The sequence below is a fragment of the Streptomyces sp. NPDC001502 genome, assembly GCF_042894785.1.
Taxonomy (GTDB): domain Bacteria; phylum Actinomycetota; class Actinomycetes; order Streptomycetales; family Streptomycetaceae; genus Streptomyces; species Streptomyces kutzneri.
Window position 1 is genome coordinate 248,685 of record NZ_JBIAVW010000011.1, and the last position, 24,894, is coordinate 273,578.

General features: G+C 69.8%; 22 protein-coding genes. 13 read left to right on the top strand and 9 right to left on the bottom strand.

What is annotated here, in order from left to right; translation table 11 throughout:
• Positions 1-149: 149 nt before the first annotated feature.
• From ACFY0D_RS21735 to trxA, 7 genes are all read left to right on the top strand, one after another.
• Positions 150-2,405 carry a DUF6049 family protein gene (locus tag ACFY0D_RS21735; RefSeq protein WP_390799746.1) on the top strand — a complete coding sequence of 752 codons (2,256 nt, stop codon included), beginning with the start codon at positions 150-152 and terminating at the stop codon, positions 2,403-2,405.
• A 46-nt stretch (positions 2,406-2,451) separates the two neighbouring features.
• A complete protein-coding gene (gene murJ / locus ACFY0D_RS21740; protein WP_390799747.1) occupies positions 2,452-4,626 on the top strand; it encodes a murein biosynthesis integral membrane protein MurJ in 2,175 nt (724 codons plus the stop codon).
• A gap of 118 nt (positions 4,627-4,744) precedes the next feature.
• A complete protein-coding gene (locus tag ACFY0D_RS21745; RefSeq protein ID WP_390799748.1) occupies positions 4,745-6,478 on the top strand; it encodes a protein kinase family protein in 1,734 nt (577 codons plus the stop codon).
• A gap of 159 nt (positions 6,479-6,637) precedes the next feature.
• Positions 6,638-7,333, top strand: coding sequence for an RNA polymerase sigma factor SigM (sigM, locus tag ACFY0D_RS21750; protein WP_390799749.1), 696 nt, complete (start codon positions 6,638-6,640; stop codon positions 7,331-7,333).
• Complete coding sequence (locus ACFY0D_RS21755) at positions 7,330-8,256, top strand: hypothetical protein (protein ID WP_390799750.1); 927 nt, start codon at positions 7,330-7,332, stop codon at positions 8,254-8,256. Before sigM ends, ACFY0D_RS21755 begins: the two co-directional genes overlap by 4 nt.
• 128 nt (positions 8,257-8,384) lie before the next feature.
• On the top strand, positions 8,385-9,344 hold the full coding sequence (gene trxB, locus ACFY0D_RS21760; RefSeq protein ID WP_390799751.1) for a thioredoxin-disulfide reductase: 960 nt from the start codon (positions 8,385-8,387) through the stop codon (positions 9,342-9,344).
• Positions 9,345-9,404: 60 nt separating this feature from the next.
• A complete protein-coding gene (gene trxA, locus ACFY0D_RS21765) occupies positions 9,405-9,743 on the top strand; it encodes a thioredoxin (RefSeq protein ID WP_301368988.1) in 339 nt (112 codons plus the stop codon).
• Between the two features lie 67 nt (positions 9,744-9,810).
• On the opposite strand, the gene ACFY0D_RS21770 is transcribed toward trxA, so the two are convergent.
• The 9 genes from ACFY0D_RS21770 to rpmH all read right to left on the bottom strand — a co-directional run bounded on the left by ACFY0D_RS21770 (position 9,811) and on the right by rpmH (position 16,293).
• Positions 9,811-10,428 carry a GNAT family N-acetyltransferase gene (locus tag ACFY0D_RS21770; RefSeq protein WP_150258246.1) on the bottom strand — a complete coding sequence of 206 codons (618 nt, stop codon included), beginning with the start codon at positions 10,426-10,428 and terminating at the stop codon, positions 9,811-9,813.
• A gap of 102 nt (positions 10,429-10,530) precedes the next feature.
• Positions 10,531-11,631 carry a ParB/RepB/Spo0J family partition protein gene (locus tag ACFY0D_RS21775; RefSeq protein ID WP_390799752.1) on the bottom strand — a complete coding sequence of 367 codons (1,101 nt, stop codon included), beginning with the start codon at positions 11,629-11,631 and terminating at the stop codon, positions 10,531-10,533.
• Positions 11,628-12,716, bottom strand: coding sequence for a ParA family protein (locus ACFY0D_RS21780; RefSeq protein ID WP_390799753.1), 1,089 nt, complete (start codon positions 12,714-12,716; stop codon positions 11,628-11,630). The genes ACFY0D_RS21775 and ACFY0D_RS21780 overlap by 4 nt, the downstream gene beginning before the upstream one ends.
• Positions 12,717-12,992: 276 nt before the next feature.
• Positions 12,993-13,709: a 16S rRNA (guanine(527)-N(7))-methyltransferase RsmG gene (gene rsmG, locus ACFY0D_RS21785; RefSeq protein ID WP_351150416.1), complete on the bottom strand. Its 717-nt coding sequence runs from the start codon at positions 13,707-13,709 to the stop codon at positions 12,993-12,995.
• Positions 13,710-13,846: 137 nt separating this feature from the next.
• Positions 13,847-14,359 (bottom strand): R3H domain-containing nucleic acid-binding protein, encoded by a 513-nt coding sequence (locus ACFY0D_RS21790; RefSeq protein WP_030008408.1) that lies wholly within the window; start codon positions 14,357-14,359, stop codon positions 13,847-13,849.
• 15 nt (positions 14,360-14,374) lie between these two features.
• The gene (yidC, locus tag ACFY0D_RS21795) at positions 14,375-15,478 is read right to left on the bottom strand and encodes a membrane protein insertase YidC (protein ID WP_301368980.1); all 1,104 of its coding nucleotides are present in this window, start codon (positions 15,476-15,478) and stop codon (positions 14,375-14,377) included.
• Between the two features lie 3 nt (positions 15,479-15,481).
• Complete coding sequence (yidD, locus tag ACFY0D_RS21800; protein ID WP_075970728.1) at positions 15,482-15,763, bottom strand: membrane protein insertion efficiency factor YidD; 282 nt, start codon at positions 15,761-15,763, stop codon at positions 15,482-15,484.
• Entirely contained in the window at positions 15,760-16,134 is a 375-nt protein-coding gene (gene rnpA, locus ACFY0D_RS21805) for a ribonuclease P protein component (RefSeq protein ID WP_362389471.1), read from the bottom strand. The genes yidD and rnpA overlap by 4 nt, the downstream gene beginning before the upstream one ends.
• Before the next feature lie 21 nt (positions 16,135-16,155).
• Entirely contained in the window at positions 16,156-16,293 is a 138-nt protein-coding gene (gene rpmH / locus ACFY0D_RS21810; protein ID WP_008741645.1) for a 50S ribosomal protein L34, read from the bottom strand.
• Between the two features lie 100 nt (positions 16,294-16,393).
• On the opposite strand from rpmH, the gene dnaA reads away from it, so the two are divergent.
• The 6 genes from dnaA to ACFY0D_RS21840 all read left to right on the top strand — a co-directional run.
• Positions 16,394-18,412, top strand: coding sequence for a chromosomal replication initiator protein DnaA (dnaA, locus tag ACFY0D_RS21815; RefSeq protein ID WP_390799754.1), 2,019 nt, complete (start codon positions 16,394-16,396; stop codon positions 18,410-18,412).
• 876 nt (positions 18,413-19,288) lie between these two features.
• Positions 19,289-20,419, top strand: coding sequence for a DNA polymerase III subunit beta (gene dnaN / locus ACFY0D_RS21820; RefSeq protein ID WP_030956769.1), 1,131 nt, complete (start codon positions 19,289-19,291; stop codon positions 20,417-20,419).
• 252 nt (positions 20,420-20,671) lie between these two features.
• Positions 20,672-21,547, top strand: a complete 876-nt coding sequence (gene gnd, locus ACFY0D_RS21825) for a phosphogluconate dehydrogenase (NAD(+)-dependent, decarboxylating) (RefSeq protein WP_033214929.1) — start codon at positions 20,672-20,674, stop codon at positions 21,545-21,547.
• Positions 21,548-21,636: 89 nt separating this feature from the next.
• Positions 21,637-22,773 carry a DNA replication/repair protein RecF gene (gene recF / locus ACFY0D_RS21830; protein WP_390799755.1) on the top strand — a complete coding sequence of 379 codons (1,137 nt, stop codon included), beginning with the start codon at positions 21,637-21,639 and terminating at the stop codon, positions 22,771-22,773.
• Complete coding sequence (locus ACFY0D_RS21835) at positions 22,770-23,303, top strand: DUF721 domain-containing protein (RefSeq protein WP_390799756.1); 534 nt, start codon at positions 22,770-22,772, stop codon at positions 23,301-23,303. Before recF ends, ACFY0D_RS21835 begins: the two co-directional genes overlap by 4 nt.
• Before the next feature lie 426 nt (positions 23,304-23,729).
• Positions 23,730-24,894: ATP-binding protein (locus tag ACFY0D_RS21840; protein ID WP_390799757.1), on the top strand; the 1,165-nt coding region annotated here is incomplete at its 3' end.

Sequence of the window (24,894 nt, forward strand, 5' to 3'; positions counted from 1 at the left end):
CCCCGTTTTGCCGCCACCCCGGTACACGGTCGCCGGGGCCCTGAGCCGATCATGTGGAGCAAGGCGCGGCACTCGCACACAGCGGGCCTCGTTACCATGCGTGGACGCACAAAAGACGACCACTGACACTTCGAGGGACGGGCTAGCGCGTGGCCGAGGCGGCAGACAACCAGGGGGCGTCCCCCGCTCCTGCCCGGCGCCGGTGGCTGCGGCGGGCGATCGTCCTGCTCGCCGGGACGCCCGTACTGGCCGCGCTGATCTACTCTCCCGCCCCGCGGGCCGAGGCCGCGCAGGCCGCGTCCGTGGACGTCCAGCTGACCTCCATGGCCCCCACGGCACCGGTCAAGGGCGACACGCTCACCATCCGGGGCACCGTGCTCAACACCGGTGGCGAGACGATCACCGACGCACATGTCGGTCTGCGGGTGGGGCCCGCGCTCGCGGACCGCACGTCCGTCGACGAGGCGGCGGAGCGCACCGGCTTCCGGGCCGGCGCCGACCCGGGCGAGATCGACCCGGCCTACGCGGTGAAGATCGCCTCCCTGCCGTCCAAGATCAGCCAGGAGTTCACGCTCACCATCCCGGTGAACAAGCTGGAGCTGGACAAGGACGGCGTCTACCAGCTCGGCGTCTCCCTGTCCGGGGTGACCGAGAGCCGGCCGTCCGAGCAGGTCATGGGCATCAAGCGGACCTTCCTGCCCTGGCAGCCGGAGGCCGCCGCCAAGCGCTCCCAGCTCACCTACGCCTGGCCGCTGATCTCCACCACCCGCGTGACGGCGGAAACCGGCTCCGACGAGCTGCAGACCCCCGTCTTCCTCGACGACTCCCTCGCCGACGAGCTCAGGCCGGGCGGGCGCCTGGAGCAGATGGTCACCCTGGGCAAGGACCTGCCGATCACCTGGGTCATCGACCCCGACCTGCTCTACACGGTCGACGCGATGACCAAGGGCTACCGGGTCCGCAGCCCGGGCGGCAAGCCCGTCCAGGGCAAGAGCAAGGCCGTCGCCGAGCAGTGGCTGAGCTCCCTGGAGGCGGCCGTCCAGGGCAAGAAGGTCGTCGCCCTGCCGTTCGCCGACCCCGACCTCGCCTCCCTCGCCCATCACGGCAAGGACGTCTCGGGCACCCTGGGCCAGCTGCGCCCCGCCACCGACAAGGCGAAGCAGGCCGTCGAGACGGTCCTGCACGTCCCCGCGTCCACGGACTTCTCCTGGCCCGTGGACGGCGCCATCGATCCCTCGATCGTCAACGTCGCCACCTCGGCGGGCGCCCACAACGTCCTCACCCGCAGCGACAGCCTCGTGGAGAGCGGCGCCCTCGGCTACACGCCCTCGGCCGCCCGTCCCATCGGCGCCGGCACGACCGCGGTCGTGGCCGACGCCGACCTGTCCACCGCCTTCGACGGCGACATGCTGAACGCCGGGACCTCCACGCTCGCCGTGCAGCGGTTCCTCGCCCACAGCCTCGCCCTGAACCTGCAGAAGACCGACGAGCCGCGCAGCTTCGTCGTGGCCCCGCAGCGGACGCCCAGCGTCAGCCAGGTCCAGTCGATGGCCGAGGCCGTACGCGGCCTCCAGGCGGGCCGCTGGACCCAGCCCGCGGACCTCGAGGCCGCGGCCGCCGCCAAGCCCGATCCCGGAGCCACCACCCAGGTGCCGGGCGCCGGCCAGTACCCCGAGGCCCTGCGCAAGCAGGAGCTGCCGGTGTCGGCCTTCGAGAAGATCCGCACCACGCAGAACACCCTCAACCGCTTCAAGATGATCCTCGCCGCGCCCGATCGCGTGGAGATCCCCTTCGGCAACACCACCAACCGGGAGATGTCCACCTCCTGGCGCGGGCGCCCCGAGGAGGCCCGCCTCTACCGGGACCAGGTGCAGGACTACCTGATCGGTCTGACCGAGAAGGTCAAGGTCGTCCCGAAGTCCGACGCCACCCTGTCCGGACACAGCGCCACCATCCCGGTCAGCGTCCAGAACAGCCTGGTCCAGGATGTCCACGACCTCGTTCTGCGGGTGAAGTCCGCCAACCGGACCCGCTTGATGTTCAGCCAGGACGAGCAGCAGGTCACCGTCCAGGGCGACCACACCCAGACGGTCAAGTTCACCGCCAACGCCACGGCGAGCGGCCCCGTCGAGGTCACGGCGCAGCTGTTCACCAAGGACGGCGTCCCCTATGGCAAGGAACGCAAGTTCACCGTCGAGGCCACCGAGATCACGCCCACCGTGATGCTCGTCATCGCCGGCGGTGTGCTCCTCCTGGTCCTGGCAGGCATCAAGATGTACGCCAGTCGCAAGCGCGTCGCAGCACGCGCGGCCGCCGAGGAGAGCACGCAGCCGAGTGACGAGTCCCCGGACACCGGAGCGCAAAGCACCGAGGGGTCCGGCACGAGTGAGACAGTGGACCGTTGATTGACGCCGTGGCCGGTCGGCCTGGGGACGATGAGGTGGGGTTTCGATGAACGCGCCGTACGACGGTGACCGCGCGCAGGGCACTGGTGGGCCTGCGCCCTCCCAGGGCACTGCCCCGGGCACCCCGGTGCCCGGGCAGGTTCCCGCGCCTGCGCCCGCGCCGGAGCGTGACCCGTATGTCCAGGATGCCTACGACCACGACCCGTACCGGTCCCAGGACCTGTCGGCCCAGGATCCCGTCGCCGAGGTGCTCTACGACCGGGCCTCGCACCCGCCGCCGCCGCCCGGCACCTACCAGGAGCCCGGCCCGCTCTACGCCGCGCCGACCGCGCCCTCGTACTCCCCCGACCCGCGCGTCTGGGCCCAGACCCCGCCGCCCGAGCCGGACGGCCCCTCGCGCCACCTGCCGTACGGCGACCACGCCACCACCACCCAGTTCGTCGGCGTGGACTCCCTCGTCACCGGTGCCTCGGACGAGCAGCCCGAACCCGACGCCTTCGCGCACCTGTACCGGGACCAGGAGGCGGCGCCCCGCACGGCCGCCGAGGAGGCGCCCGTCGCCGCACCGGCGCCGAGCAAGCCAGCCGGACGGGCGTCGAGCCTGCTGAAGTCCAGCGCGCTGATGGCCGCGGGCACCATCGTCTCCCGCATCACCGGCTTCCTGCGGACCCTGGTCATCGCCGGTGCCATCGGTGTCGGCACCTTCAACGACACGTACCAGATCGCCAACACCCTGCCCACGATGATCTACGTGCTGGTCGGCGGCGGCGCCCTGAACGCCGTCTTCATCCCGCAGCTGGTCCGGGCCATGAAGAACGACAGCGACGGCGGACAGGCGTACGCCAACCGGCTGCTCACCCTCGTCGTGGTGCTGCTGGCTGGCATCACCACCATCTGCGTCCTGGCCGCACCGGTGTTCATCACGATGATGTCGCCGAAGATCGCCTCCGATCCCCAGCAGATGGACGTCGCGGTCGCCTTCGCCCGCTACTGCCTGCCCACCATGTTCTTCATGGGCATCCACGTGGTCCTGGGTCAGATCCTCAACGCCCGCGGCCGCTTCGGCGCGATGATGTGGACCCCGGTCCTCAACAACATCGTGGTCATCGCCACCTTCGGCGCCTTCATCTGGGCCTTCGGCGGCTTCACCACCTCCGGCGTCAACGCCACCACCGTCACGCCCGAGGGCGTGCGCCTGCTGGGCCTGGGCACCCTGCTCGGCCTCACCGTCCAGGCCCTCGCGATGCTCCCGTACCTGCGCGACGCGGGCTTCAAGCCGCGCCTGCGCTTCGACTGGCGGGGCCACGGCCTCGGCAAGGCCGCCCGCCTGGCCAAGTGGACGTTCTTCTTCGTCCTCGCCAACCAGGTCGGCCTCGTGGTCGTCACCCAGCTCGCCACCTGGGCCGGGTCCGTCGCCGAGAAGCAGGGCCACCCCGGTACCGGCATCACCGCATACAACTACGCGCTGCTGCTGTGGCAGATGCCGCAGGCGATCATCACCGTCTCCGTCATGACGGCCGTCCTGCCCCGCATCTCCCGCTCCGCGCACGACGGCGACGCCGCCGCGGTCCGCGACGACATCTCCTACGGGCTGCGCACCTCGGCCGTCGCGATCGTGCCCTGCGCCTTCGCGTTCCTCGCGCTCGGTGTCCCGATGGCCACCCTGCTCTACGCCGGCTCGGGCGCGGGCGCCCAGAACATCGGCTACATCCTGATGGCGTTCGGCCTCGGCCTGATCCCGTACTCCATCCAGTACGTGGTCCTGCGCGGCTTCTACGCCTACGAGGACACCCGCACGCCCTTCTACAACACCGTCATCGTCGCCGCCGTCAACGCGGCGGTCTCCGCGCTCTCGTTCTTCGTGCTGCCCGCCCGCTGGGCGGTGGTCGGCATGGCCGCCGCCTACGGCCTCGGCTACGCCGTCGGCGTCGGCGTCGCCTGGCGCCGCCTGCGCACCCGGCTCGGTGGCGACCTCGACGGGGCGCACGTCATGCGCACCTACGCCCGTCTCACCGGCGCCTGCGTCCCGGCCGCCGCCGTGGCCGGCGCGGCCGCTTTCGGGGTCACCCAGTGGCTGGGCAGCGGAGTCACCGGCTCCGCCACCGCCCTCCTCGCCGGCGGTATCGCCCTGGCCGCGGTGTTCCTCATCGCCGCCAAGCGGATGCGAATCGAAGAGCTCAACGCGATGGTCGGAATGGTCCGCGGACGTTTGGGGCGCTGATGCGCACAACCGTCGCCCCCTTTCGTGTGTCGTGCTTAGCGTCGGACTGTGGGCACAATTGGCATGGCTTCGCAGACTGGCCTAACAGCGCGCAACGGATGGGGAGGCGGGAACGACGGTGGCGGAACGTAGCACGGCTGCCGTCGACGTGGCCGACAACAGCGGCAATGAGCCGCTGACCGCTCAGGCGGCACAGGCCACGTCCGACGGGGTGGACACCCAGAACGGACGAGCCGCGGACGGACCCATGCCCGACAAGGACGGCGAACGCACCAACCCGGCCCCTGCGGCCGCACCCGAACTGCACAGCGGACACAAGCTCGCCAGACGCTATCGGCTGGAAGAGTGCGTCACCCGTGTGGACGGATTCAGCAGTTGGCGCGCGATGGACGAGAAACTCCGCCGGGCCGTGGGCGTGCATCTGATGCCCGCCGACCACGCGCGCGCCCGCTCCGTCCTGGCCGCCGCCCGGTCCTCCGCCCTGCTCGGCGACCCGCGGTTCGTGCAGGTCCTGGACGCCGTGGAGGAGAACGACCTCGTCTACGTCGTCCACGAGTGGCTGCCCGACGCCACCGAGCTCACCGCCCTCCTCGCCGCCGGCCCCCTGGAAGCCCACGAGGCCTACCAGCTCGTCAGCCAGGTCTCCCAGGCGATGGCCGCCGCGCACCGTGAGGGTCTCGCCCATCTGCGGCTGACGCCCAGCGCGATACTGCGCACCTCCACGGGCCAGTACCGCATCCGCGGCCTCGCCGTGAACGCCGCCCTGCGCGGGATCACCAGCGAGACCCCGCAGCGGGCCGACACCGAGGCCATCGGCGCGCTCCTGTACGCCGCCCTCACCCAGCGCTGGCCGTACGAGAGCGACGCGTACGGCCTCACCGGCCTGCCCAAGGGCGTCGGCCTGATCGCCCCCGACCAGGTACGCGCCGGTGTCCACCGGGGCCTGGGCGAACTCACCATGCGCGCGCTCGCCAACGACGGGGCCACCGCCTCCCGTCAGGAACCCGCCTGCACCACCCCGGACGAGCTGGCCAAGGCCGTGGCCGCGATGCCCCGCATCCGGCCGCCGGAGCCCGCCTTCACCGCCCCGCCCGAGTACCAGCACACCACCTACCAGCAGGGGAACTACGGCCGTCCCACGCCTCCTGGCGTGAACACCGCGCAGATCCGGCCCGTCGCGCCCCCGCCGCCCCCGCTGCAGAGCCGTACCGGCCGGGCGCTGAAGTGGGGCGTCGCCGCCCTGCTCATCGCCGCCCTCGGCCTGGGCAGCTGGCAGCTGGCCGACACCCTCCTGGACCACAACACCCAGAAGGGCAACAGCGGCACCAACAACAACCCCAAGACCGGCACCGACGACAACCCGAAGCAGCCCGAACCCGGGAAGCAGCTGCCGATCACGGACACGTCCGAGTTCTCCCCGCACGACGAGGCCACCAAGCCGAAGGACGTCGGCAAGACCGTGGACGGCAACCCGGGCACCGCCTGGATCACCCCCCAGTACAAGGGCTGGCCCAAGTTCGGCAATCTGGACGAACGCAAGGACGGCAGCGGCATCATCGTCGACCTCGGCAGTCTCCAGAACGTGTCCGGGCTCGACATCGCTCTGCACGTTGCCGACCAGGAGATCGAGGTCCGTGCCGCGCCGCCGGCGGCCTCCCACCCCACTTCGCTGTCGGACTTCAGCCAGACGATCAGCCAGCTGGACCGCGCCGGCAAGAAGCTCCAGGTCACGCTCCAAGATCCGGTGCTCACCCGCTACGTGCTGGTCCACATCACCGAGCTGCCCCCCGACGGGGAGGGCACCTTCCGGGGCGGAATCAGCGAGATCAAGGTGCTCGGCCCGTCGTCCTGAGCGCACCCGCCCGGCCGTGCGCGGCCTCTCGGTGGCCGGGCCGCGTGATTCTTCACGCGCCCGGCCGACGCCCCTAGGGGGTGTCCTGTCGGCCACCGCGAGCCCGGCCTGACCGGCAAGACACCCCCTGGGCTCCATCCGGGGAGGAAGCAGGGTGTGATGCGAGAAGGAACCACGGAGGGCAGCAGCGACCAGGAACTCCTGGCGCTGCACACCGCGGGGGATCCCGACGCCTTCGGTGAGCTCGTGCGGCGCCACCGCGACCGGCTGTGGGCCGTGGCGTTGCGGACCCTCGGCGATCGGGAGGAGGCCGCGGACGCCGTACAGGACGCCCTGGTCTCCGCCTACCGGGCCGCCCACACCTTCCGCGGGGAATCCGCCGTCACCACGTGGCTGCACCGCATCACCGTCAACGCCTGCCTGGACCGCGCCCGCAAGGCCGCCTCGCGCCGGACCGCGCCCCTCGACGACACGGACCGACTGGAGCACCTCCTGGAGCCCCACGAGTCCGCGGAGGCCCCTGCGGAGCGCCAGGACCTCCATCGCCAGCTCTTGGCCGCTCTGAGCACCCTCCCGGCCGATCAGCGCGCCGCGCTGGTCCTCGTCGACATGCAGGGATACCCCGTCGCCGAGGCCGCCCGGATCCTCGACGTCCCCACCGGCACCGTGAAGAGCCGGTGCGCACGCGGCCGGGCGAAACTCGTGCCGCTCCTCACTCATCTGCGCACGAATGCCGGGGATAACACCGCCACCGAGCGGGGAAGGAACCGGACGCCGGGCCCACCCGTCCCACCAGCGGCAGAACCCAGGCATCCAGACCCAGACACTGTGAAGGGCGGAGGTGGACGACCGTGACCCCGCCCACTGGCACGACCGGCACGATCCGGCACCCGGACGTCTCGGAGATCTCCGACCTGACCGAAGGTCTTCTCTCCCCGTCCCGTACCGCCGAAATCCGCCGCCATCTCGGCGACTGCGCCCTGTGCGCCGATGTCCGCGCCTCCCTGGAGGAGATCCGCTCCCTCCTCGGCACCCTTCCGGGCCCGGCCCGGATGCCGGCCGACATCGCCGGGCGCATCGACGCGGCCCTCGCCGCAGAGGCCCTTCTCGACGCCACCCAGCCGCGGGTCCAGGCCGCACCGGCCGACCGGCCCCGCACCCTGGACCGCGATGTTTCACGTGGAACGCCCCCAGCTACCGCTGGGAGGTACCCCCGGCCCGCCGGCCACCCGACCGGCCCAACCGGCCCCGGGCGACGCCGCGCGCGCCGCCGGATCGCCGTCCTCGCCGGTCTGACCGGAGCCGCCGCCTGTGCCCTGGGCATCTTCCTGTTCGGCGACTTCTCGGGCGCGCCCACCCATGGGACCGCCGCATCCGACTCCGCGGCGCAGCCGTCCGCCGCTGCTGTGGGCGAGGGCGAGGGCAACTACACGGCTCAGGGACTCCAGGACAGCGTCAGACAGCTCATCGCGGGTGGCCAGGGCGCCAAGAACGTTCCCGAGGAGCAGAACAACACCCTCGGACTGGAGAACACCGTTCCCGGCGACAAGCGGGCAGCTCCTTCCGTCCCCGCCTGTGTCCAGCAGGCCACCGGCCGGCCCGACACCCCGCTCGCCACCGAACGCGGCACCTACCAGGGCACCCCCGTCTACCTCCTCGTCCTGCCGCACCCGGCCGACTCGGCCCGCGTGGACGCCTACCTCGTCGACACGGCGTGCGAGCGGACCGGTCCGGCAGACCCCGGAAAGGTCCTTCTGAAGAGCACCTATCCGCGGTAGCCGAGGTGTTCGGGGCCCTTGTGGAGCGGGTGGGGAATGCATGCGCCGTAGGATCCGTTGGGTGGGGTGAGAGTCCGCACCGGCCCCCGGTAGGCAGTACGCAGTCCGCAGAAACGAGGAAGAAACCCGTGAGCGACGTCCGAAACGTGATCATCATCGGCTCCGGGCCGGCCGGTTACACCGCCGCCCTGTACACCGCACGCGCTTCGCTCAAGCCGCTGGTCTTCGAAGGTGCCGTCACCGCGGGTGGCGCCCTGATGAACACCACCGAGGTGGAGAACTTCCCGGGCTTCCAGGACGGCATCATGGGCCCCGACCTCATGGACAACATGCGTGCTCAGGCCGAGCGCTTCGGCGCCGAGCTGATTTCGGACGACGTGGTGGCCGTGGACCTCACCGGTGAGATCAAGACCGTCACCGACACCGCCGGCACCGTGCACCGCGCCAAGGCCGTCATCGTCACCACCGGATCCCAGCACCGCAAGCTCGGTCTGCCCAACGAGGACGCCCTCTCCGGCCGCGGTGTCTCCTGGTGCGCCACCTGCGACGGGTTCTTCTTCAAGGACCACGACATCGCCGTCGTCGGCGGCGGCGACACCGCGATCGAGGAGGCCACCTTCCTCTCGCGCTTCGCCAAGTCCGTCACGATCGTCCACCGCCGTGACAGCCTGCGCGCCTCGAAGGCCATGCAGGACCGCGCCTTCGCCGACCCGAAGATCAAGTTCGCCTGGGACAGCGAGGTCGCCGAGATCCACGGTGACCAGAAGCTCTCCAACCTCACCCTGCGCAACACCAAGACCGGTGAGACCTCCGACCTGCCCGTGACCGGCCTCTTCATCGCCGTCGGCCACGACCCGCGCACCGAGCTCTTCAAGGGCCAGCTCGACCTCGACGAGGAGGGCTACCTCAAGGTCGAGGCCCCCTCCACCCGGACCAGCGCCACCGGCGTGTTCGGCGCCGGCGACGTCGTGGACCACACCTACCGTCAGGCCATCACCGCCGCGGGCACCGGCTGCTCCGCCGCCCTCGACGCCGAGCGCTTCCTCGCCGCGCTCGCGGACGCCGAGAAGCTCCACGCAGCGGTCTGACCGTCCTGACCCTCGCACCTCCCCATCCCACACCCCGCAGGAAAGAAGAAGGAGGCCGCTGTGGCCGGCACCCTCAAGAACGTGACCGACGCTGACTTCGACGAGCAGGTCCTCAGGAGCGACAAGCCCGTACTGGTGGACTTCTGGGCCGCCTGGTGCGGACCGTGCCGCCAGATCGCGCCGTCCCTCGAGGCGATCGCCGCCGAGCACCCCGAGATCGAGATCGTCAAGCTCAACATCGACGAGAACCCGGCCACGGCCGCCAAGTACGGCGTCATGTCCATCCCGACGCTGAACGTCTACCAGGGCGGCGAGGTCGCCAAGACCATCGTCGGCGCGAAGCCGAAGGCCGCCATCCTGCGCGACCTCTCCGAGTTCGTCGAGGTCAAGACCGCCTGACGCGAGCGATGTTTCACGTGAAACGGGGCCGCCCCTCCCTGGGGCGGCCCCGTTCCGCGTCTCGTGCTCACAGCGGCCGCAGCGCCGGCTCCTTGCGCGCCGCGCCCAGCAGCCGGTCCAGCGCCAGCTCCACGTCTTCCTTCCAGGACAGCGTGGACCGCAGCTCCAGCCGCAACCGCGGATGCACCGGATGCGGCCGTACCGTCTTGAAGCCCACCGCCAGGAGATGGTCCGCGGGCAGCAGACACGCCGGACCCTCCCAGTGCGCGTCCCCGAACGCCTCGATCGCCCGGAACCCCCGCCGCAGGAGGTCCTTGGCCACCGTCTGGACCATGACCCGCCCCAGCCCCTGCCCCTGGTACCCCGGCATGATCCACGCGGTGATCAGCTGCACGGCATCGGGCGAGACCGGGCTGGTCGGAAAGGCAGTGGCCCGCGGCACGTACGCCGGCGGCGCGTAGAGGACGAAGCCCACCGGAATCTCGTCCACATAGACCACTCGGCCGCAGGATCCCCACTCCAGCAGGACGGCGGAGATCCACGCTTCCTTCTCCTGCGCCGGAGTACCCGCCTTCACCGCGGCCTCACCACTGACCGGGTCCAGCTCCCAGAACACACAGGACCGGCAACGACGGGGCAGATCCTGGAGGTTGTCCAGCGTGAGCGGTACCAGCCGACGACCCATGACCGCATCGTATCCACTGGTCGATCGTTCTTCGACAGCAAAGCGAAGGGGCGGATCGCGTCGGTGTGCACCGTCGCGATCCGCCCCTCGGCGGCCCGGGGATCACTCCCCGGCAACACCCTGATCCAGCACCCGGCCCTCGCCCGGCGCCAGCGTCCCCAGAATCCGCTCCAGGTCCTCCATCGAGGCGAACTCGACAGTGATCTTGCCCTTCTTCTGGCCCAGATCCACCTTCACCCGCGTCTCGAACCGGTCCGACAGCCGCGTCGCCAGCTCGCTGAGCGCGGGAGCCACCCGGGCACCCGCACGCGGACCCTTCGGCTTCACCGTGCTCGACGGCTCCGAAGCCATCAGCGTCACGATCTCCTCGACCGCACGCACCGACAGACCCTCGGCCACGATCCGGTGCGCCAGCTTGTCCTGCTGCTCGGAGTCCTCCACCGAGAGCAGCGCACGCGCGTGCCCGGCCGACAGCACACCCGCGGCCACCCGGCGCTGCACCGGAGGGGAGAGCTTGAGCAGCCGCAGCGTGTTCGACACCTGAGGACGCGAGCGCCCGATCCGGTCGGCCAGCTGGTCGTGGGTGCAGTTGAAGTCCTTGAGCAGCTGGTCGTAGGCCGCGGCCTCTTCCAGCGGGTTCAGCTGAGCCCGGTGCAGGTTCTCCAGCAGCGCGTCCAGCAGCAGCTTCTCGTCGTCCGTCGCCCGGATGATCGCCGGAATGGCGTCCAGCCCGGCCTCGCGGCAGGCACGCCAGCGCCGCTCACCCATGATCAGCTCATAGCGGCCGGGGGCCGCCTGCCGCACCACCACCGGCTGGAGCAGGCCCACCTCCTGGATGGAGGTCACCAGCTCGGCGAGTGCGTCCTCGTCGAACACCTCGCGCGGCTGGCGCGGGTTCGGCGTGATCGCGTCCATCGGGAGCTCGGCGAACGTCGCCCCCGCCACCACATTGCTCTCCGTCTCAGGCTGGAGCTGGGGCTCCGGATCGGCCACCGGGACGACCGCGAGCGATGTTTCACGTGAAACATCGGCCTGTACGAGCGCAGCGAGCTTCGCCGCCGCGACCCCCCGCTCCGAAGCCAGCGTCGGCACCGCCGACGGGGACGTCGACCCGGCGCTGATCACCGGCGGCGTCTTCTCCTGCGGAGCCGCGGGAATCAGCGCACCGAGTCCCCGCCCCAGACCCCTACGTCGCTCACTCACTGGATCCCCTCCGCCACACTCTGCGTGCTGTTCGTGCCCGGGCCCAGATGGGCGTGCCGAGCGTCGTACTGAATGCCGACCCCCCGATACGCGATCTCTCGCGCTGCCTCCAGGTAGGAGAGGGAGCCACTGGAACCCGGGTCGTACGTGAGCACCGTCTGCCCATAGCTCGGCGCCTCGGAAATGCGCACCGACCGGGGGATGCTCGTCCGCAGCACCTCCTTGCCGAAGTGGCTGCGCACCTCCTCCGCCACCTGCGAGGCCAGCCGTGTCCTGCCGTCGTACATCGTCAGCAGGATGGTGGACACGTGGAGCGTCGGGTTGAGATGGGCCCGCACCAGATCGACATTGCGCAGCAGCTGACCCAGGCCCTCCAGTGCGTAGTACTCGCACTGGATCGGGATCAGCACCTCCGCGCCGGCCACCAGTGCGTTCACCGTCAGCAGGCCGAGCGAAGGAGGGCAGTCGATCAGGATGTAGTCGAGGGGCTGTTCGTACGCCTGGATCGCCCGCTGGAGGCGGCTCTCCCGCGCCACGAGCGACACCAGCTCGATCTCCGCACCCGCCAGGTCGATCGTGGCCGGGGCACAGAAGAGCCCCTCCACGTCCACCACCGGCTGGACGACCTCCAGCAGCGGCCGGCTGTCCACGAGCACGTCGTAGATGGACGGCACGTCGGCGTGGTGGTCGATACCCAGCGCCGTGGACGCGTTGCCCTGCGGGTCGAGGTCGACCACCAGGACCCGTGCACCGTGCAGCGCGAGTGAGGCCGCCAGGTTCACGGTCGTCGTGGTCTTGCCCACGCCGCCCTTCTGATTGGCGACCACGATGACCCGGGTCTGATTCGGCCGGGGCAGCCTCTCACCGGCGCGCCCCAGGGCCTCGACCGCCTGCTGGGCGGCTCGGCCGATGGGGGTGTCGTTGTCTACAAGAGGGGGAGGCAATGTTTCACGTGAAACATCCTCACCCGCCGGTTCAGAGCGGGGCCCGGGGACCGGATCGGCCATGGGCCCCGCGAGGTTGGCGTCGGACCGCACGGTGTCACTCTCCTCGACATCAGGCTCGCGATGAACAGAGCCTCCCATGGCACCCGGGTCGCGAACCAGCGGGGCCCGTAGTCCTGTGGATGAATCCACCGATGTGGACAACTCTGTCCCTCTTGCGTCCTTGCGCTGGCGGGGGGACGCAGCCGCACGACCGCGGCTGATGATTCCGTGCAGCAGAGAGCGACGTTTCACGTGAAACACGATGCCCGGAGGGAGTCTTCCGGCCGCTACGACACTCCGAAATCCATACCTATAGGGCCCAACACGGATGAAATCTCCCGTGTGGGCCCCGGCCGTCAGCGAATCAGCGGAGAATCACCGGCGTCGGCGGGTGCGTCCCACCCGGGCCGCCTTAGCCCGCTTGGCCGCGAACCTCACCCCTCCAGGGCTCTCTCCGACCTCGACCCGCACCACCGTCGACAGAGGGTCCACCAGACCCTCACCCACGTGCAGCACCGAGGTCTTCACCACACCCAGCTTCGCCAGCGCCGTCTTCGCCGACACCAGTTCCTCGTCCGCGGTGTCGCCCTTCAGCGCCAGCATCTCGCCGTACGGTCGCAGCAGGGGCACACCCCAGCCGGCCAGCCGGTCCAGCGGAGCCACCGCCCGCGCCGTCACCACGTGCACCGGCTGCAGCTTGCCCAGCACCTCCTCGGCCCGCCCCCGCACCACCGTGACGTGGTCCAGGCCCAGCAGCTCCACGACCTCCTGGAGGAAGGTCGTACGCCGCAGCAGCGGTTCGAGCAGCGTGATCTTGAGATCCCGTCGCACCAGAGCGAGCGGAATACCGGGCAGACCCGCGCCCGAACCCACGTCGCACACGGTGACGCCCTGGGGCACCACCTCCGACAGCACAGCGCAGTTCAGCAGGTGCCGCTCCCACAGGCGCGGCACCTCACGCGGCCCGATCAGGCCCCGCTTGACTCCTGCGTCCGCCAGCAGCTCCGCGTACCGCACAGCTTCCGGGAAAAACTCACCGAACACCGCGCGCGCCTCTTCAGGCGCCGGGGGAAGCTCAGCTGCCTCCGTCACGGGGACCGTCCTTCCGTACCGCATGGTTCTGAAAAAACCACGTCTTCAAGATGAGGCGTCGTTCACCTGTCAGGCCAGGCTGACAAACATCGGCCCCGCCTGCGACACAGACGGGGCCGAACAACTCGCGCCGACGATCAGGCCGGGAGCACAACGACGAAGCGCTGCGGCTCCTCGCCCTCGGACTCGCTGCGCAGACCGGCGGCCGCCACGGCGTCGTGGACGACCTTCCGCTCGAACGGGGTCATCGGAGCCAGCTTCAGCGGCTCGCCGGACGCCTTCACGTCCGCCGCGGCCTGGGCGCCCAGCGCCGCCAGCTCCTCGCGCTTCTTCGCGCGGAACCCGGCGATGTCCAGCATCAGCCGGCTGCGGTCCCCGGTCTCCCGGTGCACGGCGAGGCGGGTCAGCTCCTGCAGAGCCTCCAGAACCTCACCGTCGCGGCCCACGAGCTTCTGCAGATCACGGCTGGCCGAGTCACTGACGATCGACACCGCGGCCCGGTCGGCCTCGACGTCCATGTCGATGTCGCCGTCCAGGTCGGCGATGTCCAGCAGACCCTCAAGGTAGTCGGCCGCGATCTCACCCTCCTGCTCAAGGCGGGTCAGGGTGTCGCCACTCTCAGCGGCGGCGGTGGTGGTGCCTTCCGTCACGGGAGGGACTCCTTCTTACTTCTTGGGAGCGGGCTTGCTGGGGGTCTGACGCTGCGACTTCGACTGGCGCTTCGGCTGCTGCCGCTTCGCGGCACCGCCGCTCGCCGCATCCGAGTCTGCCGTGGCCTCGACACTCTTGATCACGGAGCCGTCGGGCTGCGCGGCCATGCCCTGCTTGGTGAGGGCGGCGATGAACTTGCGCTCGTTGTCATTGCGGTCCGGGCCCTTGGCGACGATCGCCGCGACGACCCGCTTCCGGCCCCGGCCCTTGAGCTCACCGTGCGTGCTGATCTGCTTCAGCAGGCGGGTCAGGTACTGGTCCTGCGCCTTGCTGCCCGGCGTCGGGTTCTGGCTGATCACGTACATCTGCTGGCCCATGGTCCACACGTTCGTGGTCAGCCAGTAGACGAGAACACCGACGGGGAAGTTGATGCCCATGACCGCGAAGATCACAGGGAAGATGTACATCAGCATCTTCTGCTGCTGCATGAACGGCGTCTTGACCGAGAGGTCGACGTTCTTCTGCATCAGCTGACGCTGGGTGTAGAACTGCGACAGCGACATCATGATGATCATGACGGCGGTCACGATCCGGACGTCCGTCAGGGTCGCGCCGAGGGCGGCGACCTTCTCCGGGCTGTCCATGAACTTCGCGGCGATCGGCGCACCGAAGATCTTGGCCGCACGGGCACTGTCGACCAGCTGCTGGTCCATCGCACCGACCGGCTTGCCATCGGCGATGTTCGACAGCGTGTGGTACAGCGCGAAGAAGAACGGGGACTGCGCCAGGATGGGCAGGCACGAGGAGAGCGGGTTGGTACCCGTCTCCTTGTACAGCTTCATCATCTCTTCGGACTGACGCTGCTTGTCGTTCTTGTAGCGCTCCTGGATCGCCTTCATCTTCGGCTGGAGCGCCTGCATACCCCGCGTCGCCTTGATCTGCTTCACGAAGAGCGGGATCAGGCAGATACGGATCAAGATCACTAGGGACACGATGGACAGGCCCCAGGCCAACCCACTCGACTCACCGAAGATCGCCCCGTACAGCGAGTGGAACTGGACGATGATCCACGAGACGGGGTAAGTGATAAAGCTGAACAGACTGGCAATCGTGTCCACTAATCAGGCTCCTTGAGCATTGCGAGATCTACGCAACGCACTGCGCAGCTGCTCGTGCCAACGCGGGCGTTTACGGGGTGGGACATGGTCCACGCCACCCGGGGACCACGGATTGCACCGCAGGATCCGCCAGGCGGTCAGGACCGTCCCCTTCACCGCACCATGCCGGTCGATGGCCGTGTACCCGTAGTGCGAACACGACGGGTAGTAGCGGCACACCGGCCCGAGCAGCGGACTGATCGTCCACTGGTACAGCTTGATCAAAGCGAGCAGCGGGTACTTCATCGAGCCACGCCTCCCAGGAGCCGCACCAGAGCGGCATCCAGGTCCCGGGCCAGCTCGTCGGGGCCGGCATCACCCGCTCCGGGCAACGCGCGTACCACCACCAGGCTACCGGCGGGCAGCTGAGACAGCCGCTCGCGGACCAGATGGCGCAGACGGCGCTTGACCCGGTTACGTATGACGGCGTTGCCGACAGCCTTGCTGACGACGAAACCCGCACGCGCCGAGGGATCGATCTCCCCCGACTCGTGCGGGTCCGTTGCACCGCTTGTACGTAGATGGACGACGAGGAGCGGGCGACCAGCCCGACGACCTCGACGTACCGCGCTCGCGAAGTCCTCGCGCCGCCTCAGCCGATTCTCGGGAGACAGCACGACGTCACGACCTGCGTGTGGTTACGCGGAAAGGGCGGCGCGGCCCTTGCCACGACGGTTCGCGAGGATCGCGCGACCGGCACGGGTACGCATCCGCAGGCGGAAGCCGTGGGTCTTGGCACGACGGCGGTTGTTCGGCTGGAAGGTGCGCTTGCTCACTCGGGGGCTCCAGAGAATGAATCGTTGTGGCGGGACATCGCCTGGCTGTCACCGTGCGCCCACGAGGAAACTCGCGTGTTCGCCCGAGTGGCACCGCTAAATGATCACTATCAGTGACCTTCGCCCATCGGTAGGCAGGCGGCAGCAGCCATCGACAACTCGACCTCGTTACGGTACGCGCGGCTACGCCATCCGGTCAAACCGAGCCGACGTGGCCCCACACTGTGCACAGGCTGTGGACAACGACTTGAACCGTACCCGCTGGCCTGACTACCGTTGCCTGACCCCGGATTTTTTGTCCCGACCGTCCCAAAGAACCACACATTCGTGGGACCCCTGTGAGAGAGCGTGCTCTGTGGCTGACGTACCTGCCGATCTTGCCGCAGTGTGGCCAAGGGTGCTCGAAAAGCTCCTCGGGGAGGGACAGCCGGGGATCGAGCCCAAGGACAAGCAGTGGGTCGAGCGGTGTCAGCCCCTGGCACTCGTCGCCGACACCGCACTGCTGGCCGTCCCCAACGAATGGGGCAAGCGCGTCCTCGAAGGCCGGCTCGCCCCGCTGATCAGTGACGCCCTCAGCCGTGAGTGCGGCCGCCCCATCCGGATCGCCATCACCGTGGACGACTCCGCCGGCGAGCCCGCGCCCCCCGCTCCGCAGGTCCAGCAGCAGGGCGGGTACGAGCCGTACGGCGGCCAGCGCCCCGGCGGCCCCGGCGACGACCAGCTGCCCACCGCCCGCCCGGCCTACCCGGACTACCAGCAGCAGCGCCCCGAGCCCGGCGCCTGGCCCCGCGGCGGCCAGCAGGACGACTACGGCTGGCAGCAGCCGCGCCTCGGCGGTTTCCCCGAGCGCGACCCGTACGCCTCCCCGCAGCCGGGCTACCTCCAGCAGCCCGAGCCCTCCGGCTACGACCAGGGCTCCTACGAGCAGCAGAAGTACGAGCCGTCCCCGTACGAGGCCCAGCAGCAGCACCAGCCCCATCAATACGAGCAGCAGCAGTACGAGCAGCCGGCGCCGCGCCAGGCCCCCGGCCGGCCCGCGGCGCCGCCGTCCCCGTCCGGCGGCTCCACCTCGGGCCCGCTGGAGCCGACCGCACGGCTGAACCCCAAGTACCTCTTCGACACCTTCGTCATCGGCGCCTCCAACCGCTTCGCGCACGCGGCCGCGGTGGCCGTCGCCGAGGCACCCGCGAAGGCCTACAACCCCCTCTTCGTCTACGGGGAGTCGGGCCTCGGCAAGACGCACCTGCTGCACGCCATCGGGCACTACGCGCGGAGCCTCTACCCCGGCACCCGGGTGCGGTACGTGAGCTCGGAGGAGTTCACCAACGAGTTCATCAACTCCATCCGCGACGGCAAGGGCGACGCGTTCCGCAAGCGCTACCGCGAGATGGACATCCTGCTCGTCGACGACATCCAGTTCCTCGCGAGCAAGGAGTCGACGCAGGAGGAGTTCTTCCACACCTTCAACACGCTCCACAACGCCAACAAGCAGATCGTGCTCTCCTCCGACCGGCCGCCCAAGCAGCTGGTCACTCTGGAGGACCGGCTCCGCAACCGCTTCGAGTGGGGCCTGATCACCGACGTCCAGCCGCCCGAGCTGGAGACCCGTATCGCGATCCTGCGCAAGAAGGCCGTCCAGGAGCAACTCAACGCCCCGCCGGAGGTACTGGAGTTCATCGCCTCCCGCATCTCGCGCAACATCCGCGAGCTGGAGGGGGCGCTGATCCGGGTGACGGCCTTCGCGAGCCTCAACCGGCAGCCGGTCGACCTGGGCCTCACCGAGGACGTCCTGAAGAACCTGATCCCGGGCGGCGAGGACAGCGCGCCGGAGATCACGGCCTCCGACATCATGGCGGCCACCGCCGACTACTTCGGCCTGACCGTGGACGACCTGTGCGGCTCCTCGCGCAGCCGGGTCCTGGTCACCGCCCGGCAGATCGCCATGTACCTGTGCCGGGAGCTCACCGACCTCTCACTGCCCAAGATCGGGGCCCAGTTCGGCGGCCGCGACCACACGACCGTCATGCACGCGGACCGCAAGATCCGCGCTCTGATGGCCGAGCGCCGCTCCATCTACAACCAGGTCACCGAGCTCACCAACCGCATCAAGAACGCCTGAGCGCGGCCCCCCGACACCCGGTTCGGGGCCGCTTCAGGGCCCCTTCAAACGCATCCAGAGGGCGCTCCCGGTCCACAACGGGGGCGCCCTTCTTCGTTCGCGCGCCCCTGACCTGTTCGAATACGCCCCCGCTTGAGCAACTCATCCACAGATTGGGAGACTTTCTTCCGTCCACAGCCTGGGGACGCGTCGCGTCGCCCACAATCTGTCCACAGGCGTGCGGGGTGAGGCTCCATCAGGGCTGGTCAGACCCCTGTGGAATTGTGCACAAACGTCATCCACAGGCTGTGGACAAATATTTCGTCCACAGCCCTGTCCACGGCGTTGTCCACCGTCGGCCCACAGGTTTCCACGTCCTGTGCACAGGATGCGCGGCCTTCTCCACAGCCTTGTCCACTGTTCGGCAACACACCACCCCCTCTCACCGCCCGGAGTGAAAGCGGTCACACCGATGTAGACGTTTGGGTTGTGGAGTACCGGGGGAAAGCTGGGGACACACCTGTGGAGTAATCGGGGTCTCCTGGGGACAGCCTGTGCAGAACTTTTCGTTCTCCACAGGGACACGGGGTTGTCCACCGGTGTCACCCACAGGGTCGGTGGATAAAAAACCGGGGTTGACCTGCGAGAACGGGCTTATCCACCGTTTCCACAGGCCCTACTACTACCCCCATAGAGAGTTAGGCCGGTTTCGGTTTTCAAGCGGGTCCTGTGCACAACTCGTCGATCGCCCGCCCCGACGCCTCGCTCCCGACTTGACCGCCAGCCGCACCGAGTGTCGGCGCCGTACGTCAGACTGGTCCCCGGCATCGGTCGAGGCATCGACGAGCCGACGACGAAGGCCGGCAGACGAGCGAGCAACAGCAGGAGGCGGTTCCGGTGAAGATCCGGGTGGAGCGCGACGTACTCGCGGAGGCGGTGGCTTGGGCCGCCCGTAGCCTCCCGGCCCGGCCGCCGGTGCCCGTTCTCGCGGGCCTGCTGCTGAAGGCCGAGGAGGGCACCCTGAGCCTCTCCGGCTTCGACTACGAGGTCTCGGCCCGGGTCTCCGTCGAGGCGGACGTCGAGGAGGACGGCACCGTCCTGGTCTCCGGCCGGCTGCTCGCCGACATCTGCCGCGCCCTCCCCAACCGCCCGGTGGAGATTTCCACAGACGGTGTACGGGCGACCGTGGTCTGCGGCTCCTCGCGATTCACACTCCACACCCTGCCTGTGGAGGAGTACCCGGCACTGCCGCAGATGCCGACCGCGACCGGCACCGTGGCCGGCGAGGTCTTCGCCTCCGCCGCCAAGCAGGTGGCCACCGCCGCCGGCCGTGACGACACGCTGCCGGTGCTGACCGGTGTCCGCATCGAGATCGAGGGCGACCGCGTCACCCTGGCCTCCACCGACCGCTACCGCTTCGCGGTCCGCGAGTTCCTGTGGAAGCCGGAGAACCCGGACGCGTCGGCCGTGGCCCTGGTGCCCGCCAAGACGCTCCAGGAGATCGCCAACTCGCTGACCAGCGGTGACACCGTCACGCTGGCCCTGTCCGGTTCCGGTGCGGGCGAGGGCCTGATCGGTTTCGAGGGCGCCGGCCGCCGCACCACCACCCGGCTGCTCGAAGGCGACCTGCCCAAGTACCGGACGCTGTTCCCGACGGAGTTCAACTCGATCGCCGTGATCGAGACCGCGCCCTTCGTCGAGGCCGTCAAGCGCGTGGCCCTGGTGGCCGAGCGCAACACCCCGGTCCGCCTCAGCTTCGAGAAGGGCGTGCTGATCCTGGAGGCCGGTTCCTCCGACGACGCACAGGCTGTGGAAAGGGTCGACGCCCAGCTGGACGGCGACGACATCTCGATCGCCTTCAACCCGACCTTCCTGCTGGACGGTCTGAGCGCGATCGCCTCCCCGGTGGCCCAGCTCAGCTTCACCACGTCGACCAAGCCCGCGCTGCTCAGCGGCCGCCCGGCGATCGACGCGGAGGCCGACGAGGCCTACAAGTACCTGATCATGCCGGTGCGACTGTCCGGCTGACGTTCCACCTGTGGACGCCGGGCCCGGTCTCGCACGCAGCGGGACCGGGCCCGGCGTCGTCCACAGGCTGGGGAGGACGCCGGGGACCGGGAATCCCGTGAACCCGGACCGGCCGTCATGGAGCGCCCGCAAGGCCCGCCGCCACGGCCCGGCGTAGGCTCGGATCCGGTGGGCGACCCCCCTGCGCGTCCGGCGAGGACACGGCCGGGGAAGCCCCGGCAAAGACGGCCACAACGCTTAAGGAACCACCTGATGGAGCTTGGTCTCGTCGGTCTCGGCAAGATGGGCGGCAACATGCGCGAGCGCATCCGCCGCGCAGGCCACACCGTCATCGGATACGACCGCAACCCGGACCTCGCGGATGTCCACAGCCTGCAGGAGCTTGTGGACAGCCTGCAGGCCCCCCGCGTCGTGTGGGTCATGGTCCCGGCCGGTGCGGCCACCCAGTCCACGGTCGACGAGCTCGCCGAGCTGCTGTCGCCCGGTGACATCGTCGTCGACGGCGGCAACTCCCGCTGGACCGACGACGAGAAGCACGCCGAGGAGCTGAAGGCCAAGGGCATCGGCTTCGTCGACTGCGGTGTCTCCGGTGGCGTGTGGGGCCTGGAGAACGGCTACGCGCTCATGTACGGCGGTGCCGCCGAGGACGTGGCCCGTGTGCAGCCGGTCTTCGACGCCCTCAAGCCCGAGGGCGAGTTCGGCGCCGTGCACGCCGGCAAGGTCGGCGCGGGCCACTTCGCGAAGATGGTCCACAACGGCATCGAGTACGCCATGATGCAGGCCTACGCCGAGGGCTGGGAGCTCCTGGAGAAGGTGGACTCGGTCACCGACGTCCGCGAGGTCTTCCGCTCCTGGCAGGAAGGCACCGTCATCCGCTCCTGGCTGCTGGACCTGGCCGTGAACGCCCTCGACGAGGACGAGCACCTGGAGCAGCTGCGCGGCTTCGCCCAGGACTCCGGCGAGGGACGCTGGACGGTGGAGGCGGCGATCGACAACGCCGTACCGCTGCCCGCGATCACCGCGTCGCTCTTCGCGCGCTTCGCCTCGCGGCAGGACGACTCCCCGCAGATGAAGATGATCGCCGCGCTGCGCAACCAGTTCGGCGGCCACGCGGTCGAGAAGAAGTAGCACTTCGCAGCACAGGGCCGCAGCGGTACGGCAGTACGGCGGCACAGCACCACAGCGAGCAGTTGGAAGCCGGGGGAGGTCGGCGCCGTATGCACGTTTCGCATCTCTCATTGGCCGACTTCCGCTCGTACGCCCGGGCCGAGGTTCCCCTCGACCCGGGCGTCACCGCTTTCGTGGGCCCCAACGGCCAGGGGAAGACCAACCTCGTCGAGGCGATCGGCTACCTCGCGACCCTCGGCAGCCACCGGGTCTCCTCGGACGCCCCGCTCGTACGCATGGGCGCGGACCGGGCGATCATCCGCGCGGCCGTCACCCAGGGCGAGCGCCGGCAGCTGGTGGAGCTGGAGCTCAATCCCGGCCGGGCGAACCGGGCGCGGATCAACCGGTCCTCGCAGGTCAGGCCGCGGGACGTGCTGGGGATCATACGGACGGTGCTGTTCGCCCCGGAGGACCTGGCCCTGGTCAAGGGCGACCCGGGTGAGCGGCGCCGGTTCCTGGACGAGCTGGTCACGGCGCGCTCGCCGCGGATGGCCGCGGTCCGCTCCGACTACGAGCGGGTGCTCAAGCAGCGCAACACCCTGCTGAAGTCGGCGGCGATGGCCCGCCGGCACGGCGGCCGCTCCCTGGACCTCTCCACCCTCGACGTGTGGGACCAGCACCTCGCGCGCGTGGGTGCGGAGCTGCTCGCGCAGCGGCTGGATCTGATCGCGACCCTGCTGCCGCTGGCGGACAAGGCCTACGAGCAGCTCGCGCCCGGCGGGGGCCCGCTGGGGCTGGCGTACAAGTCCTCGGCCGGCGAGCCGGTGGACAGCGGCACGGCGCGCACCCGCGAAGCCCTCTACGAGGTGCTGCTGGCCGCGCTGGCCGAGGTGCGCAAGCAGGAGATCGAGCGCGGTGTGACCCTGGTGGGCCCGCACCGCGACGACGTGGTGCTGCGGCTCGGCGAACTGCCCGCGAAGGGGTACGCGAGCCACGGGGAGTCGTGGTCGTACGCGCTTGCGCTGCGGCTGGCCTCCTACGAGCTGCTGCGCTCGGAGGGCAGCGAGCCGGTGCTGATCCTCGACGACGTGTTCGCCGAGCTGGACACGCGGCGCCGGGAGCGGCTGGCGGAGCTGGTGGCTCCGGGCGAGCAGGTCCTGGTGACCGCGGCGGTCGACGACGACGTCCCGGGGGTGCTGGTGGGAACGCGGTTCGGGGTGTCCGGCGGTGAGGTGACCCGGCTGTGAACGAGCAAGCCAAGGACCCGCAGGAGGGTCGCAGGACCCCGGAGGCCTCCGGGGTGGACCTCGCGCGCCAGGCCCTCGCGGCGGCGCGGGAGCAGGCGCGGGCCCGGGGCAACGCGGCCGTCGGGAAGAAGCGCCAGCAGCCGGGGCTGCGCTCGGGAGCACGCGCGGACGGCCGGGACCCGATGCCGCTCATGGCGGCGCTGGACCGGCTGCGCACCGAACGCGGCTGGGAGATGCCGATGGCGGTGGCGGGCGTGATGGAGCGCTGGCCGGAGATCGTCGGCCCGGAGATCGCGGCCCACTGTGAACCGGAACGCTACGAGGACCGTGAACTTGTCGTGCGGTGCGATTCCTCGGCGTGGGCGGCCCAGCTGAAGCTGCTGGCTCCGCAGCTGGTCGCGCGGCTGAACGCGGATCTGGGGCAGGGCACCGTACGCCTGATCAAGGTGCAGGGGCCCGGAGGACGGCCGAAGGGCTACGGGCCGTGGCGGGCGCCGGGCAGCAAGGGTCCCGGGGACACCTACGGGTGACGGTCCCCTGCGGGGCTGCCCGTGCGGTTACATGCAGCCCGCTGCGCGGGACCCCGGGGATCCGCCCCGGACCCCGCGCCTCGAACGCCGGCGGGGCCGGAGTGTCCGGCGTGGCCGACGGGGCCGGCGGGGCTGGAGATCGGCGGATTCGGGTGGTGTCCCTCACGGTAGTCGGAGGTTGACAGCCCGAAGGGCTGGATGCCCGTGTGAGCCTCTTTGAGCCCCTTCCCGGATGTGGGGAGTCGGAGAGAGGAGGTTCAGGGCGGCACATGCGGACTCAGGTACCGGCAAACCCCCATTCATGTCGGTGGTACCGGTAGACTGAAGCAAATCCCGCCCGCTTGCGGGATCCCGCTGACAAACGCTGACAACGCAGATCGACGCAGCCGCTCCTGCTTGCATGCCTGCTGGCCCGGAGTTCGGCCTGTGCTGTGCCAGAAAGGGCGCTTCGTGGCCGATTCCGGCAACCCCAACGACAAGAACGAGACCACCGCCGACGGCGAGGCCGCCGAGGCAGGTGGATCTTCGTATACCGGCAGCAACATCCAGGTCCTGGAGGGCCTGGACGCGGTCCGCAAGCGGCCCGGCATGTACATCGGCTCGACCGGCGAGCGTGGTCTGCACCACCTCGTCTACGAGGTCGTGGACAACTCGGTCGACGAGGCCCTGGCCGGGCACGCGGACACCATCGACGTGACGATCCTGGCCGACGGGGGGGTCAAGGTCGTCGACAACGGCCGAGGCATCCCGGTCGACATCGTGCCGTCCGAGGGCAAGCCGGCCGTCGAGGTCGTCCTGACCGTCCTGCACGCCGGCGGCAAGTTCGGCGGCGGCGGCTACGCCGTCTCCGGCGGTCTGCACGGCGTCGGCGTCTCCGTCGTCAACGCGCTGTCCACGCGCGTCGCGGTCGAGGTGCGGCGTGACGGCTACCGCTGGACGCAGGACTACAAGCTCGGTGCCCCGACCGCCGCCCTGGCGAAGAACGAGGAGACCGCCGAGACCGGCACCACGGTCACCTTCTGGGCCGACGGCGACATCTTCGAGACGACCGAGTACTCCTTCGAGACGCTCTCGCGGCGCTTCCAGGAGATGGCCTTCCTCAACAAGGGCCTGACCCTGTCGCTGACCGACGAGCGCGATTCGGCGAAGGCCACCGCGGGCGCCGACGACCCGGACGCGGACGCGGCCGAGCCCCAGGCGCGCACGGTGAAGTACTACTACGAGGGCGGCATCGTCGACTTCGTGAAGTACCTCAACTCGCGCAAGGGTGAGCTCATCCACCCGACCGTCATCGACGTCGAGTCCGAGGACAAGGAGCGCATGCTCTCGGTCGAGATCGCGATGCAGTGGAACTCGCAGTACACGGAGGGGGTCTACTCCTTCGCGAACACGATCCACACGCACGAGGGCGGTACGCACGAGGAGGGCTTCCGTGCGGCCCTGACGGGTCTGGTGAACCGTTACGCGCGGGACAAGAAGCTGCTGCGGGAGAAGGACGACAACCTCGCGGGTGAGGACATCCGTGAGGGTCTGACGGCGATCATCTCGGTGAAGCTGGGCGAGCCCCAGTTCGAGGGGCAGACGAAGACCA

What these genes read in the sequence shown, in the direction of transcription:
- murJ (WP_390799747.1), top strand. Translation starts at nt 2,452, where the DNA reads ATGAACGCGCCGTACGACGGTGACCGCGCGCAGGGCACTGGTGGGCCT.
- sigM (WP_390799749.1), top strand. Translation starts at nt 6,638, where the DNA reads ATGCGAGAAGGAACCACGGAGGGCAGCAGCGACCAGGAACTCCTGGCG.
- ACFY0D_RS21770 (WP_150258246.1), bottom strand. Translation starts at nt 10,428, where the DNA reads ATGGGTCGTCGGCTGGTACCGCTCACGCTGGACAACCTCCAGGATCTG.
- ACFY0D_RS21780 (WP_390799753.1), bottom strand. Translation starts at nt 12,716, where the DNA reads ATGGGAGGCTCTGTTCATCGCGAGCCTGATGTCGAGGAGAGTGACACC.
- yidD (WP_075970728.1), bottom strand. Translation starts at nt 15,763, where the DNA reads ATGAAGTACCCGCTGCTCGCTTTGATCAAGCTGTACCAGTGGACGATC.
- dnaA (WP_390799754.1), top strand. Translation starts at nt 16,394, where the DNA reads ATGATCACTATCAGTGACCTTCGCCCATCGGTAGGCAGGCGGCAGCAG.
- gnd (WP_033214929.1), top strand. Translation starts at nt 20,672, where the DNA reads ATGGAGCTTGGTCTCGTCGGTCTCGGCAAGATGGGCGGCAACATGCGC.
- recF (WP_390799755.1), top strand. Translation starts at nt 21,637, where the DNA reads ATGCACGTTTCGCATCTCTCATTGGCCGACTTCCGCTCGTACGCCCGG.